The organism is Cupriavidus sp. IK-TO18 (assembly GCF_015549295.1).
In the GTDB taxonomy this organism is placed as follows: Bacteria; Pseudomonadota; Gammaproteobacteria; order Burkholderiales; family Burkholderiaceae; genus Cupriavidus; species Cupriavidus oxalaticus_A.
In genome coordinates this window covers 395,268-413,734 of record NZ_JADGMP010000007.1, presented here as the reverse complement: position 1 = coordinate 413,734, position 18,467 = coordinate 395,268, and the positions used below count along the sequence as shown (strand labels likewise).

20 protein-coding genes and 1 pseudogene are annotated in these 18,467 nt (G+C 64.7%); 6 read left to right on the top strand and 15 right to left on the bottom strand.

Annotation, left to right across the window (positions count from 1 at the left end; translation table 11 throughout):
* Positions 1–75: 75 nt before the first annotated feature.
* Complete coding sequence (locus IPF36_RS07300; RefSeq protein ID WP_133096236.1) at positions 76–564, bottom strand: helix-turn-helix domain-containing protein; 489 nt, start codon at positions 562–564, stop codon at positions 76–78.
* A gap of 143 nt (positions 565–707) precedes the next feature.
* Here IPF36_RS07300 and IPF36_RS07295 point away from each other — a divergent pair, with 143 nt between their 5' ends.
* Positions 708–2,198: an efflux transporter outer membrane subunit gene (locus IPF36_RS07295; RefSeq protein ID WP_255519698.1), complete on the top strand. Its 1,491-nt coding sequence runs from the start codon at positions 708–710 to the stop codon at positions 2,196–2,198.
* Between the two features lie 24 nt (positions 2,199–2,222).
* On the opposite strand, the gene IPF36_RS07290 is transcribed toward IPF36_RS07295, so the two are convergent.
* Positions 2,223–3,524, bottom strand: coding sequence for an ATP-binding protein (locus IPF36_RS07290; protein ID WP_133096238.1), 1,302 nt, complete (start codon positions 3,522–3,524; stop codon positions 2,223–2,225).
* Positions 3,521–4,264, bottom strand: a complete 744-nt coding sequence (locus tag IPF36_RS07285) for a response regulator (RefSeq protein ID WP_133096239.1) — start codon at positions 4,262–4,264, stop codon at positions 3,521–3,523. Before IPF36_RS07285 ends, IPF36_RS07290 begins: the two co-directional genes overlap by 4 nt.
* Positions 4,265–4,567: 303 nt before the next feature.
* Between IPF36_RS07285 and IPF36_RS07280 the strand changes: the two genes are divergently transcribed.
* The 3 genes and pseudogenes from IPF36_RS07280 to IPF36_RS07270 all read left to right on the top strand — a co-directional run bounded on the left by IPF36_RS07280 (position 4,568) and on the right by IPF36_RS07270 (position 6,700).
* On the top strand, positions 4,568–5,371 hold the full coding sequence (locus tag IPF36_RS07280) for an SDR family oxidoreductase (protein WP_195427652.1): 804 nt from the start codon (positions 4,568–4,570) through the stop codon (positions 5,369–5,371).
* Between the two features lie 118 nt (positions 5,372–5,489).
* A complete protein-coding gene (locus IPF36_RS07275) occupies positions 5,490–5,762 on the top strand; it encodes a DUF4148 domain-containing protein (protein ID WP_135705322.1) in 273 nt (90 codons plus the stop codon).
* A 160-nt stretch (positions 5,763–5,922) separates the two neighbouring features.
* Positions 5,923–6,700, top strand: a pseudogene (locus IPF36_RS07270) (enoyl-CoA hydratase).
* Between the two features lie 42 nt (positions 6,701–6,742).
* Here IPF36_RS07270 and IPF36_RS07265 read toward each other — a convergent pair.
* From IPF36_RS07265 to IPF36_RS07240, 6 genes are all read right to left on the bottom strand, one after another.
* Positions 6,743–7,177, bottom strand: coding sequence for a MarR family winged helix-turn-helix transcriptional regulator (locus tag IPF36_RS07265; protein WP_195427707.1), 435 nt, complete (start codon positions 7,175–7,177; stop codon positions 6,743–6,745).
* A 176-nt stretch (positions 7,178–7,353) separates the two neighbouring features.
* A complete protein-coding gene (locus IPF36_RS07260; protein WP_135705324.1) occupies positions 7,354–7,854 on the bottom strand; it encodes a DUF1097 domain-containing protein in 501 nt (166 codons plus the stop codon).
* A 58-nt stretch (positions 7,855–7,912) separates the two neighbouring features.
* Positions 7,913–8,332 carry an organic hydroperoxide resistance protein gene (locus IPF36_RS07255; protein ID WP_133096242.1) on the bottom strand — a complete coding sequence of 140 codons (420 nt, stop codon included), beginning with the start codon at positions 8,330–8,332 and terminating at the stop codon, positions 7,913–7,915.
* Between the two features lie 33 nt (positions 8,333–8,365).
* Positions 8,366–8,686, bottom strand: coding sequence for a hydroxyquinol 1,2-dioxygenase (locus tag IPF36_RS07250; protein WP_133096243.1), 321 nt, complete (start codon positions 8,684–8,686; stop codon positions 8,366–8,368).
* A 313-nt stretch (positions 8,687–8,999) separates the two neighbouring features.
* Positions 9,000–10,064, bottom strand: coding sequence for a VWA domain-containing protein (locus IPF36_RS07245; protein WP_135705326.1), 1,065 nt, complete (start codon positions 10,062–10,064; stop codon positions 9,000–9,002).
* A 159-nt stretch (positions 10,065–10,223) separates the two neighbouring features.
* The gene (locus tag IPF36_RS07240; protein WP_195427651.1) at positions 10,224–10,694 is read right to left on the bottom strand and encodes a hypothetical protein; all 471 of its coding nucleotides are present in this window, start codon (positions 10,692–10,694) and stop codon (positions 10,224–10,226) included.
* 347 nt (positions 10,695–11,041) lie between these two features.
* On the opposite strand from IPF36_RS07240, the gene IPF36_RS07235 reads away from it, so the two are divergent.
* Entirely contained in the window at positions 11,042–12,199 is a 1,158-nt protein-coding gene (locus IPF36_RS07235; protein WP_195427650.1) for a porin, read from the top strand.
* A gap of 142 nt (positions 12,200–12,341) precedes the next feature.
* Here the strand turns inward: IPF36_RS07235 and IPF36_RS07230 are convergent, their stop codons facing one another.
* The 5 genes from IPF36_RS07230 to IPF36_RS07210 form a co-directional block, all read right to left on the bottom strand.
* Positions 12,342–13,088 (bottom strand): SDR family NAD(P)-dependent oxidoreductase, encoded by a 747-nt coding sequence (locus IPF36_RS07230; protein WP_135705329.1) that lies wholly within the window; start codon positions 13,086–13,088, stop codon positions 12,342–12,344.
* Between the two features lie 108 nt (positions 13,089–13,196).
* Positions 13,197–14,132, bottom strand: a complete 936-nt coding sequence (locus IPF36_RS07225) for a 3-keto-5-aminohexanoate cleavage protein (RefSeq protein WP_133096248.1) — start codon at positions 14,130–14,132, stop codon at positions 13,197–13,199.
* A 166-nt stretch (positions 14,133–14,298) separates the two neighbouring features.
* Positions 14,299–14,868, bottom strand: a complete 570-nt coding sequence (locus IPF36_RS07220) for an alpha/beta hydrolase (RefSeq protein ID WP_133096249.1) — start codon at positions 14,866–14,868, stop codon at positions 14,299–14,301.
* 103 nt (positions 14,869–14,971) lie between these two features.
* Positions 14,972–15,817, bottom strand: coding sequence for a TauD/TfdA family dioxygenase (locus IPF36_RS07215; RefSeq protein WP_133096250.1), 846 nt, complete (start codon positions 15,815–15,817; stop codon positions 14,972–14,974).
* 5 nt (positions 15,818–15,822) lie between these two features.
* Entirely contained in the window at positions 15,823–16,074 is a 252-nt protein-coding gene (locus IPF36_RS07210; RefSeq protein ID WP_135705331.1) for a hypothetical protein, read from the bottom strand.
* A 104-nt stretch (positions 16,075–16,178) separates the two neighbouring features.
* Here IPF36_RS07210 and IPF36_RS07205 point away from each other — a divergent pair, with 104 nt between their 5' ends.
* A complete protein-coding gene (locus tag IPF36_RS07205) occupies positions 16,179–17,231 on the top strand; it encodes an AraC family transcriptional regulator (RefSeq protein ID WP_195427649.1) in 1,053 nt (350 codons plus the stop codon).
* Between the two features lie 98 nt (positions 17,232–17,329).
* On the opposite strand, the gene IPF36_RS07200 is transcribed toward IPF36_RS07205, so the two are convergent.
* On the bottom strand, positions 17,330–18,319 hold the full coding sequence (locus IPF36_RS07200; RefSeq protein ID WP_195427648.1) for a tripartite tricarboxylate transporter substrate binding protein: 990 nt from the start codon (positions 18,317–18,319) through the stop codon (positions 17,330–17,332).
* Positions 18,320–18,467 lie beyond the last annotated feature (148 nt).

Genomic DNA, 18,467 nt, shown 5'->3' with positions numbered 1-18,467 from the left:
TCGGGGGTCTGCGCCGCCTGTGGCGCGGCTGGGTCGGGAAATCGGGTGGTCGGAAAACTGGAAAGGGGAACGGGATCAGGCTTCGGCCGAGCGGCTCAGCCGCTGGCGCACGCGCTCGCTGGCGGCGGGGCCAGGCGTAATGTGGTAGTCGGCGCCGGTGACCGGGCTGCCGGTGGCAGGGTCGACCAGCAGGGGTTCCACGCGAGCGCCGGTGCGCCGGTCCGCCAGCTGCACGCTTTCGCCTTCGGGCGCGAGATGCTTGTTACCCCACGCCAGCATGGCCAGCAGCACCTGGCGGAAATCACGCCCGCGTTCGGTCAGGATGTATTCGGAACGCGGCGGCCGGTCGCAGTACTGGCGACGCTCCAGCATCCCTTCCTCGACCAGCGAGTTCAGCCGGCGCGTGAGCATATTGGGAGCGATCGCCAGGTTCTGCTGGAACTCGTCAAAACGGGTCACGCCATAGAAGGCCTCGCGCAGGATCAGCACGCTCCAGCTGTCGGCAACGCGGGCCACGGTGCGTGCAATGGGACATGGCATTTGATCAAGGGGCTTTTTCGGCATGATCGGCGTCCTCTGAGAATCTAGTTGCTTTCAATTTGAAAGTTAGTCTAGAGTAGTCACTATCATCATGCAAGTTAGTTTTTCGGTTGTGCAGTATCCGCCGCTGTCGAGTCGTTGAAGGTCGCCGTTGAAAGGTGTTAGCAATGCCGCAAGATCCCTCCCGTTCTGCCATCCATCCCACCACGCGCTCCCGTCTGCAGCGCCCCGGCGCCGGCATCGCCCGCGCCGTGCCGCTGCTGCTGGCGGCCGCGCTCGCCGCCTGCGCGGTGGGGCCCGACTACCAGACTCCGTCGTCGGATCTGCCGGCCGCCTACCCGCACGCCGCGGCATTGGAAGCCCGCGAAGCCACCCGCGAAGCGCCGGCGCTCGACAGTTGGTGGCAGGGCTTTGACGACCCCGCGTTGACCCGGGTGATCCGGCGTGCGCTGGAACAGAACCTCGACCTGGCAGCCGCCATCGCGCGCGTCGACCAGGCGCGCGCGGCGGCGCAGTACGCCGGCGCCGCGCTGCTGCCCGAAGGGTCGCTGTCGGGCAGCGTTGTCAAACAGCACCAATCGCTGGAAGGACCGCTGGGCAGCCTTGCCAACAGCCGGCCGGGCTTTGACCGCAACAGCACGGTGTACAGCGTGGGCGCCGGTGCGAGCTGGGAGATCGATGTGGCGGGCGGCCTGCGGCGCGGCGCCGAGGCGGCCAGCGCGGAAGCGCAGGCCGCCGAAGCCGAGCACATGGGCGTGCGCGTGCTGGTGGCCGCGGAAGCCGCCGATGCGTACTTCCGCGTGCGCGGCGCGCAGCAGCGCATCGCGATCGCGCAGCAGCAGGTGCGGACCAATGCCAGGCTGCTGGAACTGGTGCAGTTCCGTCTCGCCGACGGCGTTGGCGCGGAACGCGAACGAGCGCAGGCCGAAGCACAGCTCGCACAGACCCGCGTGACCATCCCGCCGCTGCAGATCGAGCTGGAGACGCAGCTGAACCGCCTCGACGTATTGATGGGCGCGCATCCGGGCACGTATGCAGCCGAACTGCTCGCGCCCGTCGAACGCGCCACGGTCCCGCAGATTTCCGTGGCGCAAGGCCCCGCCAACCTGCTGCAACGCCGCCCCGACGTGATTGCCGCCGAACGCCGGCTGGCAGCATCGAGCGCCCGCATCGGCGTGGCCACTGCCGAGTACTACCCGAAGCTGTCGCTGTCGGCGCTGCTCGGGTTCGAAAGCCTTTCCGCCGGCAAGCTGTTCACCGCCGCCGCGTTCCAGCCTGCCGCTGCCGCGGGGCTGCGCTGGCGGCTGTTCGACTTCGGGCGGGTGGACGCCGAGGTAGCGCAGGCCAGGGGCGCCAACGCCGAGGCGCTGGCCACCTACCGCAAGGCGATGCTGCGCGCCACCGAGGACGTGGAAAACGCGATCATCGCCCTGACCCAGCTGGAATTGCAGAGCAAGGACCTAGCCGTGGAAGTGGCCGCGCACGCGCGCGCCCGCGGCGCGGCCGAGGATGCCTACAAGGGCGGCGCCGTCAGCCTGTTCGAAGTGCTCGAAGAAGATCGCCTGCTGCTGGCCGCGCGCGACCAGCAGGCGCGTGTGCGCGCCGACAATGCCCGCGCGGCGGTGGCAACGTTCCGCGCGCTGGGTGGCGGCTGGTAGTTTGCATGTCCCGGCCTCACCGCCTCAGCCGAGCCTGAGCTGCGCCTCCAGCCCGCCGCCCTCGCGATTGCGCAGCGTCAGCGAACCGCCGATCGCCAGCGCCAGCTGGTGCGCAATGGCCAGGCCCAGGCCGGTGCCGCCGGTCTCGCGGTTGCGCGATTCCTCGAGCCTGACAAACGGCTGCACCACGGATTCAAGCTTCTCCGCCGGGATGCCGGGGCCGCGATCGAGCACGCCGATCACCACCACCGCGCCATCGCGCCGCACGCTCAGCTCCGCCGCCCCGCCGAACTTGATCGCGTTGTCGGTCAGGTTGGTCAGGATGCGGCGCAGCGCATGCGGCCGCGTCATGATGGCGCCGCCGATGTTCTGCAGGATCGTGACGGCCTTGCCGGTGTCCTGGTAGTCGTAGACCAGGCTCTCGACAAATGACCCGATGTCGATCCGCGATGCCTTCTCGCCGTCGCCATGCATGGCGCGCGCATAGGCCAGCCCCTCTTTCACCAGCGTCTCGATCTCGGCGAGGTCGTGCACCAGCTTGCGCTTGTCTTCGGAGTCCTCCGCCATCTCGGCGCGCAGCCTCATGCGCGTGATCGGCGTCTGCAGGTCGTGCGAGATCGCCGCCAGGATCTGCACGCGTTCCTCGACAAAGCGTGCGATGCGCTCGCGCATGGCGTTGAACGCGCGCGCCGCACGCACCAGTTCCGTCGGACCGGTCTCGGCCAGCGGCTTGCCCGCGGCGTTCGGGTCGAGCGCGTCGGCGGCATTGGCCAGCGCCACCACGGGACGCAGCGACAGCCGAACGGCCAGCCAGCAGCACAGCACCAGCAGCAAGAGCTGCAGCACCAGCACATAGGGCAGCCATTGCGCGACGGGTGGCGGCTTCGGATGCACGTCGATGGTCAGGGGGCTGCCATCGCTGAGGGTGAGGTGCGCCTGCAGGCGTTTGCCTTGCCCCGGGATCGACTCGACCCTGACGGGAAAGCGGCCGCCGCTCGCCTCGGTGATGCGATCGGCGATCTCCTGGGCCTGCTCGCTCATCTCCGGCATGCCTGGCAGACCCGGCCCCAACACATATTGGTAGTTGCCGCGATTGACGTACCGTAGCCACTGCGGCCGCTCCGCCGCGGGCAAGCGGTCGAGGATGGCGATCGACGTGGACACGTCGGTTTCCAGCGTGCCGAGCATCACCTGGCGCGCGGTGATGTAGCGCTCCCCAAACAGCACGCCGAACGACAGCCCATGGGCCACCACGAGCCCGGCCAGCAAGATCAGGAACAGCCGCGAGCCCAGCGTGCGGGGCCACGGCAAGGCGCGGAGATTCACTGCCGGGCCTCCCGGATCTCGACCGGCACCGAGAACACGTAGCCCTCGCTGCGCACGGTCTTGATGTAGCGGGGCTCGCGCGCATCGTCCCGGAGATGCTGGCGCAAGCGGCTGACCAGCAGGTCGACCGAGCGTTCGAACATTTCCGCCTCGCGGCCTTGCGTGAGGCTGAGCAGCTGGTCGCGGTTGAGCACGCGCTGCGGATGGTCGACAAACACGCGCAGCAAGCGGTATTCCGCGCCACTGAGCGCGACGATGATGCCATCGCGGTCGATCAAGTGCCGCGCCGTGGTGTCCAGCTGCCAGTCGCCGAACGCCAGCAGCTGGCCCGCTTCGGTGATCTGCAGGTTGGGCGGCAGCATGCGCGTCCTGCGCAGCACCGCCTTGATGCGGGCCAGCAACTCGCGCGCCGCGAAAGGCTTGGGGAGATAGTCGTCGGCACCCATTTCGAGGCCGAGAATGCGATCGGTCTCGTCGCTGCGCGCGGTCAGCATCAGGATCGGGGTGGTCTTGTGCTTGCCGGCTCGCAGTTCACGACACAGCACCAGGCCATCGTCGCCGGGCATCATCACGTCCAGCACGATCAGGTCGACGGCGTTGGCTTCCAGGATCGAGCGCATTTGCCGGCCATCCTGCGCTACGGTCACGCGCAGGCCATTCTTGGTCAGGTAGGTCGATACCAGCTCGCGGATTTCCCGGTCGTCATCGACAACCAGGACATGGTCGACGTGTGCATCCATCTCTATCCCCTCAGAAAAGTCAGGTGAACCGCCAGTCTGCGTCGACGCCATTGTATGGGTGGCGGCAATTCTCCGTGTATCTCACTGTATCCGGCGCAGCACACGCCACAATCCGGTACATATCCCGTTGCCTCCCGTACCGCACCCTCCCTCCCTGCATGAGCGCGCCGCCGGTGGCGATGGCAGAAAAGGTTGCATATATGACATTGGCGCCATGCCATTGTGCCCCTACTCTTCAGTTCACGCAGCCGGCCATTCCGGCCACGGCTTCCACCCTCCTCCCCAGCACCCCGGAGCTCAGACATGACGACTCACATCCACGCCGGCACCGCCGTCATCACCGGCGCCTCGTCCGGCATCGGCGCGATCTATGCGGATCGCCTCGCGCGCCGCGGCCACGATCTCATCCTGGTGGCGCGCAATCGCTCCCGCCTCGAAGCGCTGGCCCGCCGCATCAGCGACGACACCGGCCGCTCGGTCGAGATCGTGACCGCGGACCTTGGCCAGGCTGCCGATGTCCGCCGCATCGAAGAACTGTTGCGCAGCGATGCCAGCATCAACACCCTGGTCAACAATGCCGGCGTCGGCGCCGCGGCACCGCTGGAGGTCTCGGACGTCGACAAGATGCAGGCGATGATCGAGCTCAACGTCACGGCCCTGACCCGCCTGACTTATGCCGCCGCGCCGGCATTCGTGGCGCGCGGCGAAGGCACCATCATCAATATCGCGTCGATCGTCGCGGTGGCGCCCGAGATCCTGAATGGCGTCTATGGCGGCACGAAAGCGTTCGTGCTGGCCTTTACCCAGTCGTTGCAGCATGAGCTTGCCGGCAAGGGCGTGCGCGTGCAGGCCGTGCTTCCCGGCGCCACGCGGACCGAGTTCTGGGACACCGCCGGCCATTCGGTCGAAAACCTGCCGCAAGGCATCGTGATGAGCGGCGACGACCTGGTCGATGCCGCGCTGGCCGGGCTTGACCTGGGTGAAGTGATTACCGTGCCATCGCTGCCCGACGACGCGGACTGGAAGGCGTTCGAGGCTGCACGTGCCGCGCTCGGTCCCAATCTGTCACGTGACCGGCCCGCGGCCCGGTACGGCGTGGCGCGGTAGTTCACTGGCAGTTCTCTGGCAGTTATCCCGGGGCGCCGGATCGGCGCTCCCCGGCTGAGAAGGCTGGAGGCGGGTGTCACAGGCGACGCCCGGTACGTTTGAACAGGTCTCAAATGCTATGAAACTCATCACGATTTCTTTGCTCGCTGCAGCGCTGATGGCTTCGAGCCTCGCTTTCCCGACGCATGCGCAAGCAGCCGATACGAACGCCACCAGCCGCGCCCTGACCCGTGAAGCCGTGCGCGCCGATCTCGAAGCCTGGCACCGCGCCGGGCTGTCGGAGTACCGGCTTGGCGACCGCGCTTCCAACTTCGAAAACGCCGAGTATCAGAAGCGCCTCGCGCTGTATCAGCGCCTTCAGGCCGAACAGGCGACCGCCACGGCTCGGTGAGCCTGCGACGCACGGCGCCCAGGGCTTGCGGTTATGGACAGCGCACCTAGCCTTCATCCTTTTACTTCGCATGCGAATTATATATATACTTCGCATGCGAACTTCATTGCGATGCTTGCACGGCATCCTGCCATCCCGCAACTCACCCGGAGACCGACCAATGACCCCCGAAATCCGCATTGACCTCACCGGCGGCGTGCTGACCATGACGCTTGCCCGGCCCGACAAGAAGAACGCCCTGACGAACGACATGTATGGCGCACTCGCCGACACGATCGAGCAGGCGCAACAGGACCGGCGTATCCGGGTCCTGCTGGTCCAGGGAGACGGGGACATGTTCACCGCCGGCAACGACATCGGCGAATTCGCCGCGATCGCGGCGGGAAAGCACGGCGGCGAACGCCACGTGCATCGCTTCCTGCACGCCCTTGCCAACTCGACGGTACCGACTGTCGCCGCCGTCAACGGCAAGGCCGTCGGCGTCGGAACTACCATGCTGCTGCATTGCGACTACGTCGTGCTCGGCCAGGATTCGCAGTTGATCACGCCTTTCGTCAACCTGGCGCTGGTTCCCGAGGCGGCATCGAGCCATCTGCTCCCGCTGCGGATCGGCCACGTCAGGGCCTTCGAGATGTTCGCGCTGGGCGAGCCGCTCGACGCGCAGACCGCGGTGGCCTGGGGCATCGCGAACAAGGTCGTCGGCAATGACCAGTTGCGGCCGGAGGCGCGCCGCATGGCCGAGAAGCTTGCCACCCGGCCGCCGGGCTCGCTGAGCGCCATGAAAAAATTGATGCGCGATGCGTGAAAAACTGGTGTCGCAGATGCACAGCGAAAGCGCCAGGTTCGAGGAGCGGCTGGCCAGTGCGGAAGCCAGGGAAGCCTTCCAGGCTTTCGCCGAAAAGCGCAAGCCGGACTTCACCAGGCTCGACGGGCAGTAAGCCGGCTGCCTCGCGTCCTCGATTCGGCGCCGCTGCCCCGGGTTACTCCTGATCCTCGTCGGCGGCCGGAAATTTCGTCTGCAAACTGCCCAGCCAGCGCGCCACTACGTCGATCTCGTCCGGGGTGAAGCCCTCGGTCAGCCTGGCATTCAATACCTTCATGCTGGCCTTGGAGCGCAGGCGCGCCTTGCGCCCCGCTTCCGTCAGCCACAGGCGCGATGCACGGCGATCGCTATCGTCCGGCCGGCGCTCGATCAGGCCGGCCCGTTCGGTCCGGTCGGCCAGCCCGCTCATCCCGGGTGCGCCCAGATCGAGTGCCGCGGCGGCCTCGCTCATCAGCGCGCCATCATTCCTGCCCAGAAAGAACAGCAGCCCGGCCTGGGCGGATGTCACGCCACCGGAGGCAATGCGCGCTTGAGACCACCGCTGCAGGCGCCGCTGGCCCACGTTCAACAGGTAGACGAGGCGAGGTTCCATGTGTTCGGCGGCATTGTGAATTTGTTCGCATGCGAATATATAATGGGCCCGCCCGGCAACGGCGTAGCCGGCCGGAAGGCGCACGCGACCGCATCCGGCGCAAACCGGATACGATCGGATGCGATTGCGATGCCATCACGGCATTTCCGCACTCGCCGTGATTGCGGGTAGCAGCGCTAGCGCGCCAGGCGTCCCTGCAGCACATTGCTGATGCCACCGCCCAGCGCGCCGAGCACCCCCGCCGCGACCAGTCCGGCCAGCAACGACGGAGTCGGAGGCTGGCTCGCGGCAAAGAAGCTGATCAGCCCCAGAAAGTAGGCAAGCGGGTTGTTGATGCCGGGCAAGGCCCGCAAGCTGAGCACGAGCACCACATCGGCGAATACAGCAAGCGGCGTAGCAAGGTTCCCGACGTGCGGGGACAGCCATCCGATCAGCAGTGCCGTCCCGGCGCCAAACACGATGCCGAGCAGGAGTGCCACAAGATTCGCCAGGCCTTCGCGCACCGTCTGGCCGCGCGAGTTGTAGCCGACCCAGCCAAGGAACATGGCCCAGGCCGGCAACGCCGCGGCGAGCGTCACGAAAGTTGTCACTGCGGCCACCACGGCCCCGACCAGCGTAATGCCATGGAACGTGCCCGGCGAAATTGCCATGGCGGCAGGAGTGCTGGTGTTCGACATGGATTTCCTCCTTCGGTGAGTGGGACCGCCTGGCGAACGCAGGCGGATCCCCGGGTCTTCAGATCAGTTTGGTTTCGACATGGATGTTGCCGCGCAGGGCCTTCGAATACGGGCAAGTCTGGTGCGCGGTATCCACCAGTGCCTGGGCCACGTCGCGCTCGATGCCGGGAATCCGGACATTGAGGCGGGCCTGCAGCAGGTAGGCTTCGCCGGCCGTGCCCAGGTCGACTTCCGCGTCGACGGACAGGTCCGACGGCAGCCTGACCTTCATCTTGCCGGCAGCCAGTCCGATCGCGCCGATAAAGCATGCCGACCATCCCGTCGCCAGCAATTGCTCCGGGTTCGTGCCGGATCCGCTGGACCCCGGCGACGACAACTGCAGGTTCAGGCGGCCGTCATCGCTACGGGCTTCGCCGTTGCGGCCACCCGCGGTGATATGGACCTTGCCGGTGTACAGCACATTTTCGATGCGGGTCATGATTTGCTCCTTGATAGACGGTGATGGCGTGGGTCAGGCGTGTGCGCCGTCGAGATAGGGGTCGGCACTGCGCGCCGGTGCCGCGGAGACGCCGGTACGGTCCAGGCCGGCCAGCGTCCGTGCGCCATCGGTGAAGGGATCGAAGCTGCGGGCGCCGTCGCTGTACGCGCTGCGCGGCTCCTGCACCGAACGCGCCCCTTCGCTGTACGGGTCGCGCGCATCCAGCACCGAGCGGGCGCCGTCGGTGTACGGGTCACGCGCGCCCACATGGGACAGGCTCGCGGCCTGGGCACCTGCCGCTGCGGCGGTCAAGGCGATGGCCAGTACGAAACGGCGGGCGATGTTGGTAGTCATGATTGGTTTCCTCAAGAATCGACGTTGAACTGTGAGCGCCCGGTGCTTGCTTTCGCTGGATTTCGGCGCCGGGCCACGGAACGTATTTAAGGAGACCGGTGTATCGCGCGTGTAGTGCAGGGAGGCCGATGCTGTCACCAAGCGTATCGCCCCGGCTGCGCAATACAAAGACATACAAAATCGCTGTCAGGTCCTGATCTGGCCTGGGCCTGATGCGCCCACTGGTAGCGGGTGCCGATGCCGCCCAACGAAGTCGTCCACGACCGCTGTTGTCGCCCCGGCGCCATCCCGGCGCCGGCAGAGGTCTTTCAGTTCAGCGCCGGAACCACAGCAGCGACAGCCCGCACGCCGCCGCCAGCAGCACGGCCGAGGCCGCCGCCAGCAAGGCGCCGATCTCGATTGCCCTGCGCTCGAGCACGAAACGGGCGCTCAGCCGGCGATACACCTGCGTCAGGTCCGCGGCCGAGCCTGCCTGGAAGTACTCGCCGTCAGTGAGCGCCGCGACCGCGCGCAAGGTGGGCTCGTCCAGCTGCATGTAGAAAGACAGGCCAGACACTGCCGCACCCCCGTCCTGCGGCATGCCGAAGCCCACGGTGTAGACGCGAACGCCGCGCTGGGCCGCCATGCGCGCGGCGTCCAGGGGGTCCGGGCCGGTGGTGCGGCGGCCGTCGCTGAGGAGGATCACCGCACCGTGCCGGTAAGAGCCCGGCAGCGCCGCCGGCTGCTCCAGGTCGCGCTTGCGGACGGCGTCCGCCGCCGCGGCCTCTGTCATCGATCTGCCACCCGGCCCGGGCGCGAGCGACTCGCCACTGAAGAGGATCGCTTCCAGGTCGATGCCATCGTCGGGAAACAGCATCGCCAGCGCCTGGATCAGCCCGCTGCCTGTCGCCGTGCCGCGCTGGAGCTGGAAGCGGTCGATCGCGTCGATCATGTCCTGCCGGTTGTCGGTCGGGGGCAGCACCACGGTCGCCGTGGCGGCAAAAGAGACAATGCCCAGGCGCACGCTGGCCGGCAGCCCGACGATAAGATCCCGCGCAGCCTGCTGGGCCGCGCTGATCCGGGTGGGCGCGACGTCGGTGGCCTCCATGCTGCGGGAAGTATCCATGGCCAGCACCAGGGTGATGGTGTCGGACGGCAGCGTGACGGTCGCCGTAGGACGGGCGCAAGCCAGCAGCGCCGCGCCCAGCGCGAGCAGGAAGAGCAGCGGCGGGATATGACGCCGCAGCCGTTGCCTGCGGCCCAGCGCGGCGCGCGGCAGCGCAAGGCTGGAATACAACAGGGCGATTTTCTTGCGCCGCGCAAGCAGGTACAGGTAGGCGGCTGCCAGCAGTGGGAGCAAGAGCAGCAGCCATAGCATTTGCGGCCAGAGAAACTGCATGCCCTGCTCCTTGGCGCGTGGGTAGGACGATGTTACTACTGTAGCTTCCCGGGCGGACCGGATCCCCGAGCGATCAGACCGGGTAACCGGCAAATGCCATTTACCGCACAATTTCATCCACGGCAAGGCTCACGCGCCCGCCAGGCATCCAGGCGCTGGCTAACGACCCCACCCGCAGAATCGCTCGAGCAGTTCCGCCTCGGTTTCATGGACTTCAACCGGCAGGCTGCTTGCGCCGGCAAACGCCAGATAGCGGGCGCGATGCTGGCCGTTTCGAAACGACACCACGCCTTCACTGGCAATGCCGATCAGCCCGGATAGCGTACGGCGGCGCCGGGTTGTGAACGTTACATAGGGGACTTCCGGAATCCGCTCCTGGCCGGGCGCCAGGAACTCGCAAATGCCGCGCACCTTGCCCGCATGCCAGTACTGCGCAGCCTGAAGGACATAGTCCGTGGTATCGCGGTCGGCGCAAGCGAGCAGTTTCGCCAGGTTGATCACGACCACCTTGTGGCGCGAGTCGGGGGCATCGAAACCGCATTTCATGCGGGTGAACGTGTAAGGACTGTGACCGGGGATAGGAACTATCCAGTTCCCGTCAGGACCCCGTTGCACCTGATCTTCTGACAAGGCGACTCCGATTTCTTGTTATCCCGGCGCTTCGCCGGGGCCGGATTCGATGCGGCGCGGCTTCAACCGCCGCTGCCGTGCTATCCGTATGCCCTGGGATTATGCGTCAGCGCCAGGCCCTTGTGAACTCGCCAGTCACACGCCCCGCATCAGCGTCCGCAACGTCTGCCGCTTGCCGGGTAGGGGTATGCCCCAACGTGTCGCCAATCAGCAATTCAAAGTCGCAGCAACACAAGCGCGACGCGCCCAAGGCATCAGACACTCGCCCAGCACCCTGATCCTGCATGTCAGGGTTGCCGAGCATCACAAGAATGAAACCAGAACATGGGCCAAGGAGGAACGAGTAGATGAAAAGAACGATGATCGCCCTCGCCGCGATGGTTGCGTGTGGCGCAGTCAAAGCGCAATCCAGCGTAACGCTCTACGGCGTGATGGACGTGAACGTCGAGTACGTTAATCACGTTGGTGCCGTGCCGCAGGCGAGTAACGGATTCAATCCGGGCACGGGCGGCAAAGCATTCAGACAGGACGCCGGCGGCTACTCCGGCTCGCGCTGGGGCCTTCGCGGCAAGGAAGACCTGGGCGGCGGGCTGAAATCGGTTTTCGTTCTGGAGAGCGGCTTCTCGAGCGATACCGGTACCCTGCAACAGGGTGGCCGGATATTTGGCCGCCAGGCCTTTGTTGGCGTTGAGTCGCCATATGGCCAGATTACTTTCGGCCGGCAATACCATTCGTTGTTCTCCACGCTAGCCAACTTTGTCCCGGCGCGATATGCCAGCCAGTATGAGCCTACCGGCGTGATTGCCGGTGCCAACTTCCGCCAGGACAACGCGGTGAAGTACACCGGCGTGTTCGGGGGGCTCACGGCCATGGCAAACTGGTCGTTTGGCGTGGGCACAACACTTCCGCAAGTCGCTCCCACCCTCCCGACTGCTGGTGGCAACGGTGAAGTGCCAGGGCAGTTCCGCCGGGACACAAGCTATGGAGCAGGGCTGAACTATCTTGCCGGGCCTTTCGGGGTGGGCGTCGGCTATGACCAATGGAATCCGACGATCGGCACTGGCCACGGTACCTATAAGAAGGCTGCTGTCATGGCCAGCTACGCTCTCAATGGAACGGCGAAGGTAATGGGCGGTTATCGCTGGGGTCAGAACAAGAATCAAAATGGCACGTTGATTCAACGTGACGATTTCTACTGGATTGGCGGTCAATACCGGTTCTCACCGACTCTCGATTTCACGCTCGAGTACAACTACCAGGACGTGAAGAACCTGGGAGGGAACACTCACATTGCCAACCCCTGGCAGATTGCGCTGATTGCAGACTACGTGCTCTCCAAGCGTACCGACATCTACCTGACCACGGCCTATTCAAAGAACGCTGGCCTGGCCATGGAATCGGCGGCAAGCAATTTCGCCACCAGTCTTACGTTGAATAGTTACGCGCTCCCCAATGGCCAGACCTCGATGTTTGGCGTTGCCGTGGGTATCCGTCACGTCTTCTGAGGCCCGCATAGTGGCGACGTGTCATGCTTCTGTCGAAGTGATGGGTGGCACGTCGCCCCCCTGTCGCCCCCCTCCCGCGCCTGAACCGGATCAAGTGCGCGACTACAGCCGCGCCTGGGGGAGCGCAGGAATGCCATGAAAGCTACGCGGCTGTCTTCCCGCCGTTCACGTGAAGGATCTGGCCCGTGATGTACGTGGACTGGCCGGATGCCAGGAAGATAATCGCCTCAGCGACTTCTTCCGGTGTGCCGACGCGTCCGGCTGGGATCGTTGCGGCGACAGCTGCGACCCGATCCGCGCCGCCGGCAATGCGTCCGAGCATTTCCGTTTCAATCGGGCCCGGCGCCACGGCGTTGACGCGGACATTCGATTTGATGGCATCCAGCGCCGCCGACTTGGTGAAGCCCTCGATCGCGTGCTTGCTTGCCACATACATGGGATTGCGCGGGTTACCGCGGCTGCCCATCGTGGAAGAGAGGTTGACGACCGCCCCACGCTTCTGCGAGATCATCGCGCGCAGCTCGTGCTTCATGCAAAGGAATGTCCCAAGGACATTCGCATCGAAAATCGTCGTGTACGACTCGACGGTCTGCTCGACGATCGATCCCGGGGTTCCTTCCGTTCCGGCACTGTTCACTGCGATATCAAGGCATCCAAAGCGCTCGACGGCATGGCCGACAAGACGGATGACATCGTCTTCACGGCTGATATCGGCCGCGACGAAGTCCGCTTCCGCGCCCATCTGCCGAAGTTCCGAGATGAGGGCATCTCCGGCAGCGGCGTTCCGACCCGAGCAGACCAGTCGTGCACCTTTGGCTGCAAAGGCAAGCGCCGTCGCGCGGCCGATGCCTGCCGTCGCACCGGTAATCAAGACAACAGCATGAGACATGAGAATTTCCTTCGGGGGAGTGAAGAGGAGCTATTCGAGAGCCTGGGGAAGATGTTCAAGACGCGCGCATGCCCGGATGCTCAACTGGCCGGCACAACATTCGCACTGTCAGAATGCGACAGCGTTCCTGCCCTTCAGTTGAAGCATGTCACGCGCCTCGTCCGGCGTAGCCACCTCGAGGTTCAGCGATTCCAGAACACCAACGACGCGCCTGACCTGGTCGGCATTGCTCTTCGACAGGCGGCCCGGGCCGTCCCAGAGCGAGTCCTCCAGCCCCACGCGGACGTTTCCGCCCATGGCGGCGGCCATCGAGGCAATCGGCATCTGGCTGCGGCCGGCGCCGAGCACCGACCAGTAGTAGTCCTTGCCGAACAGCCGCTCGGCGGTGCGGCGCATGTGCATGACGTCCTCGGGATGCGAGCCGATGCCGCCGAGCAGGCCGAACACCGACTGGATGAAGAACGGCGCCTTGAGTATGCCGCGGTCAGCGAAGTGGGCGGCGGTATAGAGATGACTGGTGTCGTAGCATTCGACTTCGAAGCGAGTGCCATTGTCGGCGCACGACTCCAGGATGTAGCGGATCTCCTTGAACGTGTTGCGGAAGACGCGGTCCTCGGAACCCTCCAGGTAAGGACGCTCCCAGTCGTGCTTGAACTCCTTGTGCCGGGCGAGCATCGGGTACAAGCCGAAGTTCATTGAACCCATGTTCAGCGAGGCCACTTCCGGCTTGAGCTGCAACGCCGGCTGGAGGCGCTCCTCGACCAGCATGTTGGGGGCGCCGCCGGTCGTGAGGTTGATCACCACGTCGGAGCGCGCCGCGATGCGCGGAAGGAATTCACGAAAGAGCGCGGGGTCCTGGGACGGCTGGCCATTCTCCGGCTTGCGGGCATGCAGATGGACGATCGAGGCGCCTGCCTCGGCCGCGGCAACAGCCTCGTCTTCGATTTCCTGCGCGGTAATGGGGAGATAAGGCGACATCGTCGGAGTGTGGATGCCACCGGTCACGGCGCACGTGACAATAACCTTGCTCTGGGGAGCTGCCATGGTAGATTTCCTTCGTTCTCTGGCTGGGGAATGAACTGCTTCATGCGACGCCGCAAATGCTCGGGAACTTTGCCGTCGCCGGCTGTGACCACGCCCTGAATGTCGCCAATTGGAAAGTAGATGTTCCGGCAAGATATGCGTGGAAGCCGGCAGGAGACGTAGCCACTCAGAGTTGCTGAATCAGTTCCTCTGCCAGCGGCCACGGTCCATAGCCATCTGCCGGTCCGAGATGGCCCACTTCCCCGGCATCGACGAAACGGCTGCCCCAGGCCTGCGCCAGGTCGCGGATTCGTTCGAACTTCCCGAGCGGATCATTTCGGCTCGCCACTACGATGCTCGGGAATTGCAGAGGCCGCCGCGGGATAGGGATCCATCCTTCCTCTGCCAGCGCCTGCGGATCCTTGTATCCGGCCGGCAACGGACTGTCGTAGTCGGTCGGCCCGGCAAGTAGCACGCCCTGCACGGCGCGCGCCGTCTCCTGTGCCCAGTGAACCGTGATCAGGCAGCCAACACTATGTGCAACCAGGATGACCGGCCCTGCAATGCTGCTTACGACACGGTCAAGGTTGGCCACCCTGGCACTGCGCAACCGCTTGTCCTGATCAATCTGGGGCACAATGCGCACCGCTCGTCCCTGCTGCTGCAAACGCTCTGCCAGCAGCGATTGCCAGTGCTCCGGCATGTGATCGCGAAAGCCGGGAACAATCACAACCGTTGGCTGATTTCCGGATGTCATGGGATTCATTTTCCTCGCTTGATTTGATGATTCGCCAGCGCAGCCTGGTCCGTCGGCGAGTACGGCCGATGGTCGGAAGTGATTCTCCCGGCCCGCTTGCGGCTTAGCAGGGGATATCGCCCACGATGCCGGCGCGCTCGAGCTTGCGCGGTGCCGGGTAGTAGTCGTTGACGGCGTAGTGCTGCGTGCTGCGGTTGTCCCAGACCGCAACGTCGCCCTCCTGCCATGCCCAGCGCACCTGGTATTCGGGAATGGTGGCGCGGCTGGTCAGGTAATTGAGCAGCAGCGAGGCGCCGGGCGACTTGTCGATGCCGTAGCGCACGTTGTCCGGGGTGCTGTAATTGGTGAAGTGCGTCGTGAACGAGGCGCCGACGAACAGGATCTTCTCGCCGGTCTCAGGGTGGGTGCGTACCACCGGATGCTCCACCGGCGGATGATCCTGGGCCAGCTTTGCGCGGTCTTCCGGGGTCATGACCGCACCGAAGCTGTGCTCGATGCTGGCCCTGGCGCGCAGGCCGTCGATCTTCCTTTTGATCTCCTCCGGCAGCTCTTCGTATGCCTTGACCATGTTGACCCAGATGGTGTCGCCGCCGATCTCCGGGCATTCGATGCAGCGCAGGACTGCGCCCATGGCCGGATTGGGACGCCACAGGCCGTCGCAGTGGTAGCTGTTCTCGTAGCTGTGCGGGTTGTCGCTGCGGTAGACCTTCACGAGGCCCGGATACCCGGGAACACTGCCGACCACCGGATGGTCTTCCAGCTTGCCGAAGCCGCTGGCGAAGGCCACGTGATCGGCGCGCGTGATCTCCTGCTTGCGAAAGAAGAGCACTCTGTGCTTGAGCAGCGCCGCGCGGATCTCGGCGAAGCGCGCAGGATCGCGCGCCGCCTCGCCAAGGTTGACGCCAGAAATCTCGGCCCCGATGGCGGGGGTGATTTGCCTGATCTTCATTATTTCTACGTCTCCTGCAGGTGGATGAATCTGCGAACGGGTTCAGAGTCCGGCTGCTTGCGGATGAGCATCCGGCGTTCCAGGCTTTCCGGCGGCGCCGTCGCGAAGGAAGTCAAGTCGCGTTCACGTGACAATTCTCGATAATGACCGCTGACGCATATCATCGTGCCTGGCGACACTTCCCGCTTTGCCTTGCGCGCCTTGAACTTGGCAATTGACGACAACCATCCAATTGCACAGGAAGCCAGAGGATTCAACGCTTCTCCGCAACCTTGAGAGGATGAACGTCGCGGGTCATTCTCGCTTGACAGTACGTGACAGCGATTTATCATGAGCTGTCCATTTTCAGCCTCATTTCCCGATGTCGTTACTTGTCCGCGCTGCAGCCCTGACCAACTACAGCGAGGTCGCTCGTGCCGCCGGACTGGATCCGGTGCGGCTGATGTCTGACGCAGGAATTAGTCCGAGCGTACTTCGCGAGCCGGACCTCATGATTCCAGTCGAGCGTTTCGGACGCCTGCTCCAGGCCTCCGCAGACCTGTCGGGCAACGAGAGTTTCGGGTTGTGCATGGCCGAGTCACGCCAGTTGTCCAATCTCGGGGCGGTAGGCATGCTGATCCGCGACCAGGCGACGCTGCGCGACTCGCTTGGCACGCTGATGCGCTACCAACCGATGCTCAACGGTGCGCAGTCACTGGCAGTCGAGGAATGCGGCGAACTGGTCATCATCCGCGAGGCGCTGATCGCCGGCAGCGCGCATCAGCCAACCCGCCAAAGGGTTGAACTGGCCCTGGGGGTCATGGTGCGGTTGATACGCCAGCTTCTCAAGCCCGACTGGCAGCCGCAGCGCGTATGCTTCGAGCACCCGGCGCCGCGCGACCTGAGCGCACACCAGCGGTTTTTTGGCCCTCGCATCGAATTCGATTGTGACTTCAACGGGATCCTCTGCGCGCGGGCCGACCTCGATGCGCGCAATCCGTGGGCCGATCCGGCCATGGTGCGCTATGCGCAGCAGCTGGTCGACAAGTCCGCCATGCCGCATCGGGCGACAATGCATGAGGACGTGCGGCGCACCATCCTGCTGCTATTGCCCAGTGGGCGCTGCAGCATCGAACGGGTAGCTGATAGCCTGGGCGTGGTGTGCCGCACGGTTCAGCGCCGGCTGGCGGAAGAGGGTCAGAGCTTCTCGTCGATCGTGAACGAAGTCCGCACGGAGCTCGCGACCCGTCATGTCATCGAGAGCGATCGTCCGTTGACTGAAGTGGCGACACTGCTCGGCTTTTCCGCGCTAAGCGGATTCTCGCGCTGGTATCACGTGCAATTCGGTTGCAGCCCCAAGGAGAGCCGGGCCGCAAGCGGCAGCGTGCGCCGACAGGCAGCCCCTTCGCAGGCAAGCGCTGCCGACCGGATTTGATCATGATTCCGACCTGGCACGGATCCCGGGGGAGCCTCACCTGCCGCAGTCTTGCCTCGCCATCGGCAAGGTGAGAACGCCCCCGGTCACAACACGTTTCATTCATCGAGCCGGATCTTTGCATCGCCTGCGATCTTCGACCAGGCCTGCAGATCGTTGCTGACAGTCTCGCCGAACTGCACCGAGGTCTTCACCGGCGGCGGCCCAAAGTTCATGCTCTTCATCATCGCTGCGAGATCAGGGGACGCCTGCACCTTGTTGACTTCATCGGCCAGCCTCTTCACGATCGCCGGGTTGGTTCCCGCTGGAGCAAACATGCCGAACCACCCCACCATATCGAACTTATAGCCCTGTTCACCCATGGTCTTGACATCAGGCAGCTGCGGCGCACGCACATTGCCGGTAATGGCAATGGCGCGGACCTTTCCGGAACGCAGGAAGGGAACGGGCGCGGCCGGATCGGTCCAGCCGATTTTCACGACACCTGAGGAAAGGTCAGTCAATAGCTGATTCGAGGTCCGATATGCGACGTGATCGGTCTTCATGCCGGTCTGCTTCTTGAGCCATTCCATCGTCAGCTGCCCTGAAGAGCCGGTGGCCCAGGAAGCGTAGCTGTATTTGTCCGGATTCGCCTTCACCAACTGGATAAGCTCCTGCAGGTTGTGGACCGGCAGATCATTGCTCACCAGCAACATCACGCCACCCTCGGCCGTCTCGGCGATTGGGACAAGGCTCTTCTTAGGATCATACGGGATGGTCTTCAGAACGGCCGGGGCGATGACCTGGTTCGATGCCGTGGTGTAAAGAATCGTGTATCCGTCGGCCGGCGCCTTGACTACAGCGCTTGTCCCAATGACTCCACTGCCGCCCGGCCGGTTTTCAACAACGACTGGCTGCTTCAGGGATGCCGACAGGCGTTGCGCCATCACCCGTGCCAGGGCATCGGTTCCTGATCCTGCCGACGAGGCCACGATCATCTGAATCGGGCGCGCGGGCCAGGCTTCCTGCGCCTGCCCTGAAGCGCACAACGCCAGAAGCGCTGCGGTGCCCAGCGTGACCGCAACCAGCTTTTGAATTCGCAATGCCATTGTCTACCTCCATGTACTTGTTTTGTTGACGATTGGTCAAGCTGCGCGCCTTCCATGTGCGTCGCCCTGGCAGCAGGCGCGACGCACATGGCGGCATGAGCAACGCTGGCATCGCCAATACCGCAAATGCTGTCAAGTTCCCCCAAGG

Coding starts and splice junctions, on each gene's coding strand:
- IPF36_RS07205 (WP_195427649.1), top strand. CDS start 16,179: ATGTCGTTACTTGTCCGCGCTGCAGCCCTGACCAACTACAGCGAGGTC.
- IPF36_RS07200 (WP_195427648.1), bottom strand. CDS start 18,319: ATGGCATTGCGAATTCAAAAGCTGGTTGCGGTCACGCTGGGCACCGCA.
- IPF36_RS07230 (WP_135705329.1), bottom strand. CDS start 13,088: ATGTCTCATGCTGTTGTCTTGATTACCGGTGCGACGGCAGGCATCGGC.
- IPF36_RS07265 (WP_195427707.1), bottom strand. CDS start 7,177: ATGGAACCTCGCCTCGTCTACCTGTTGAACGTGGGCCAGCGGCGCCTG.
- IPF36_RS07245 (WP_135705326.1), bottom strand. CDS start 10,064: ATGCAGTTTCTCTGGCCGCAAATGCTATGGCTGCTGCTCTTGCTCCCA.
- IPF36_RS07280 (WP_195427652.1), top strand. CDS start 4,568: ATGACGACTCACATCCACGCCGGCACCGCCGTCATCACCGGCGCCTCG.
- IPF36_RS07250 (WP_133096243.1), bottom strand. CDS start 8,686: ATGACTACCAACATCGCCCGCCGTTTCGTACTGGCCATCGCCTTGACC.
- IPF36_RS07285 (WP_133096239.1), bottom strand. CDS start 4,264: ATGGATGCACACGTCGACCATGTCCTGGTTGTCGATGACGACCGGGAA.
- IPF36_RS07220 (WP_133096249.1), bottom strand. CDS start 14,868: ATGACATCCGGAAATCAGCCAACGGTTGTGATTGTTCCCGGCTTTCGC.
- IPF36_RS07300 (WP_133096236.1), bottom strand. CDS start 564: ATGCCGAAAAAGCCCCTTGATCAAATGCCATGTCCCATTGCACGCACC.
- IPF36_RS07225 (WP_133096248.1), bottom strand. CDS start 14,132: ATGGCAGCTCCCCAGAGCAAGGTTATTGTCACGTGCGCCGTGACCGGT.
- IPF36_RS07255 (WP_133096242.1), bottom strand. CDS start 8,332: ATGACCCGCATCGAAAATGTGCTGTACACCGGCAAGGTCCATATCACC.
- IPF36_RS07275 (WP_135705322.1), top strand. CDS start 5,490: ATGAAACTCATCACGATTTCTTTGCTCGCTGCAGCGCTGATGGCTTCG.
- IPF36_RS07260 (WP_135705324.1), bottom strand. CDS start 7,854: ATGTCGAACACCAGCACTCCTGCCGCCATGGCAATTTCGCCGGGCACG.
- IPF36_RS07295 (WP_255519698.1), top strand. CDS start 708: ATGCCGCAAGATCCCTCCCGTTCTGCCATCCATCCCACCACGCGCTCC.
- IPF36_RS07235 (WP_195427650.1), top strand. CDS start 11,042: ATGAAAAGAACGATGATCGCCCTCGCCGCGATGGTTGCGTGTGGCGCA.
- IPF36_RS07215 (WP_133096250.1), bottom strand. CDS start 15,817: ATGAAGATCAGGCAAATCACCCCCGCCATCGGGGCCGAGATTTCTGGC.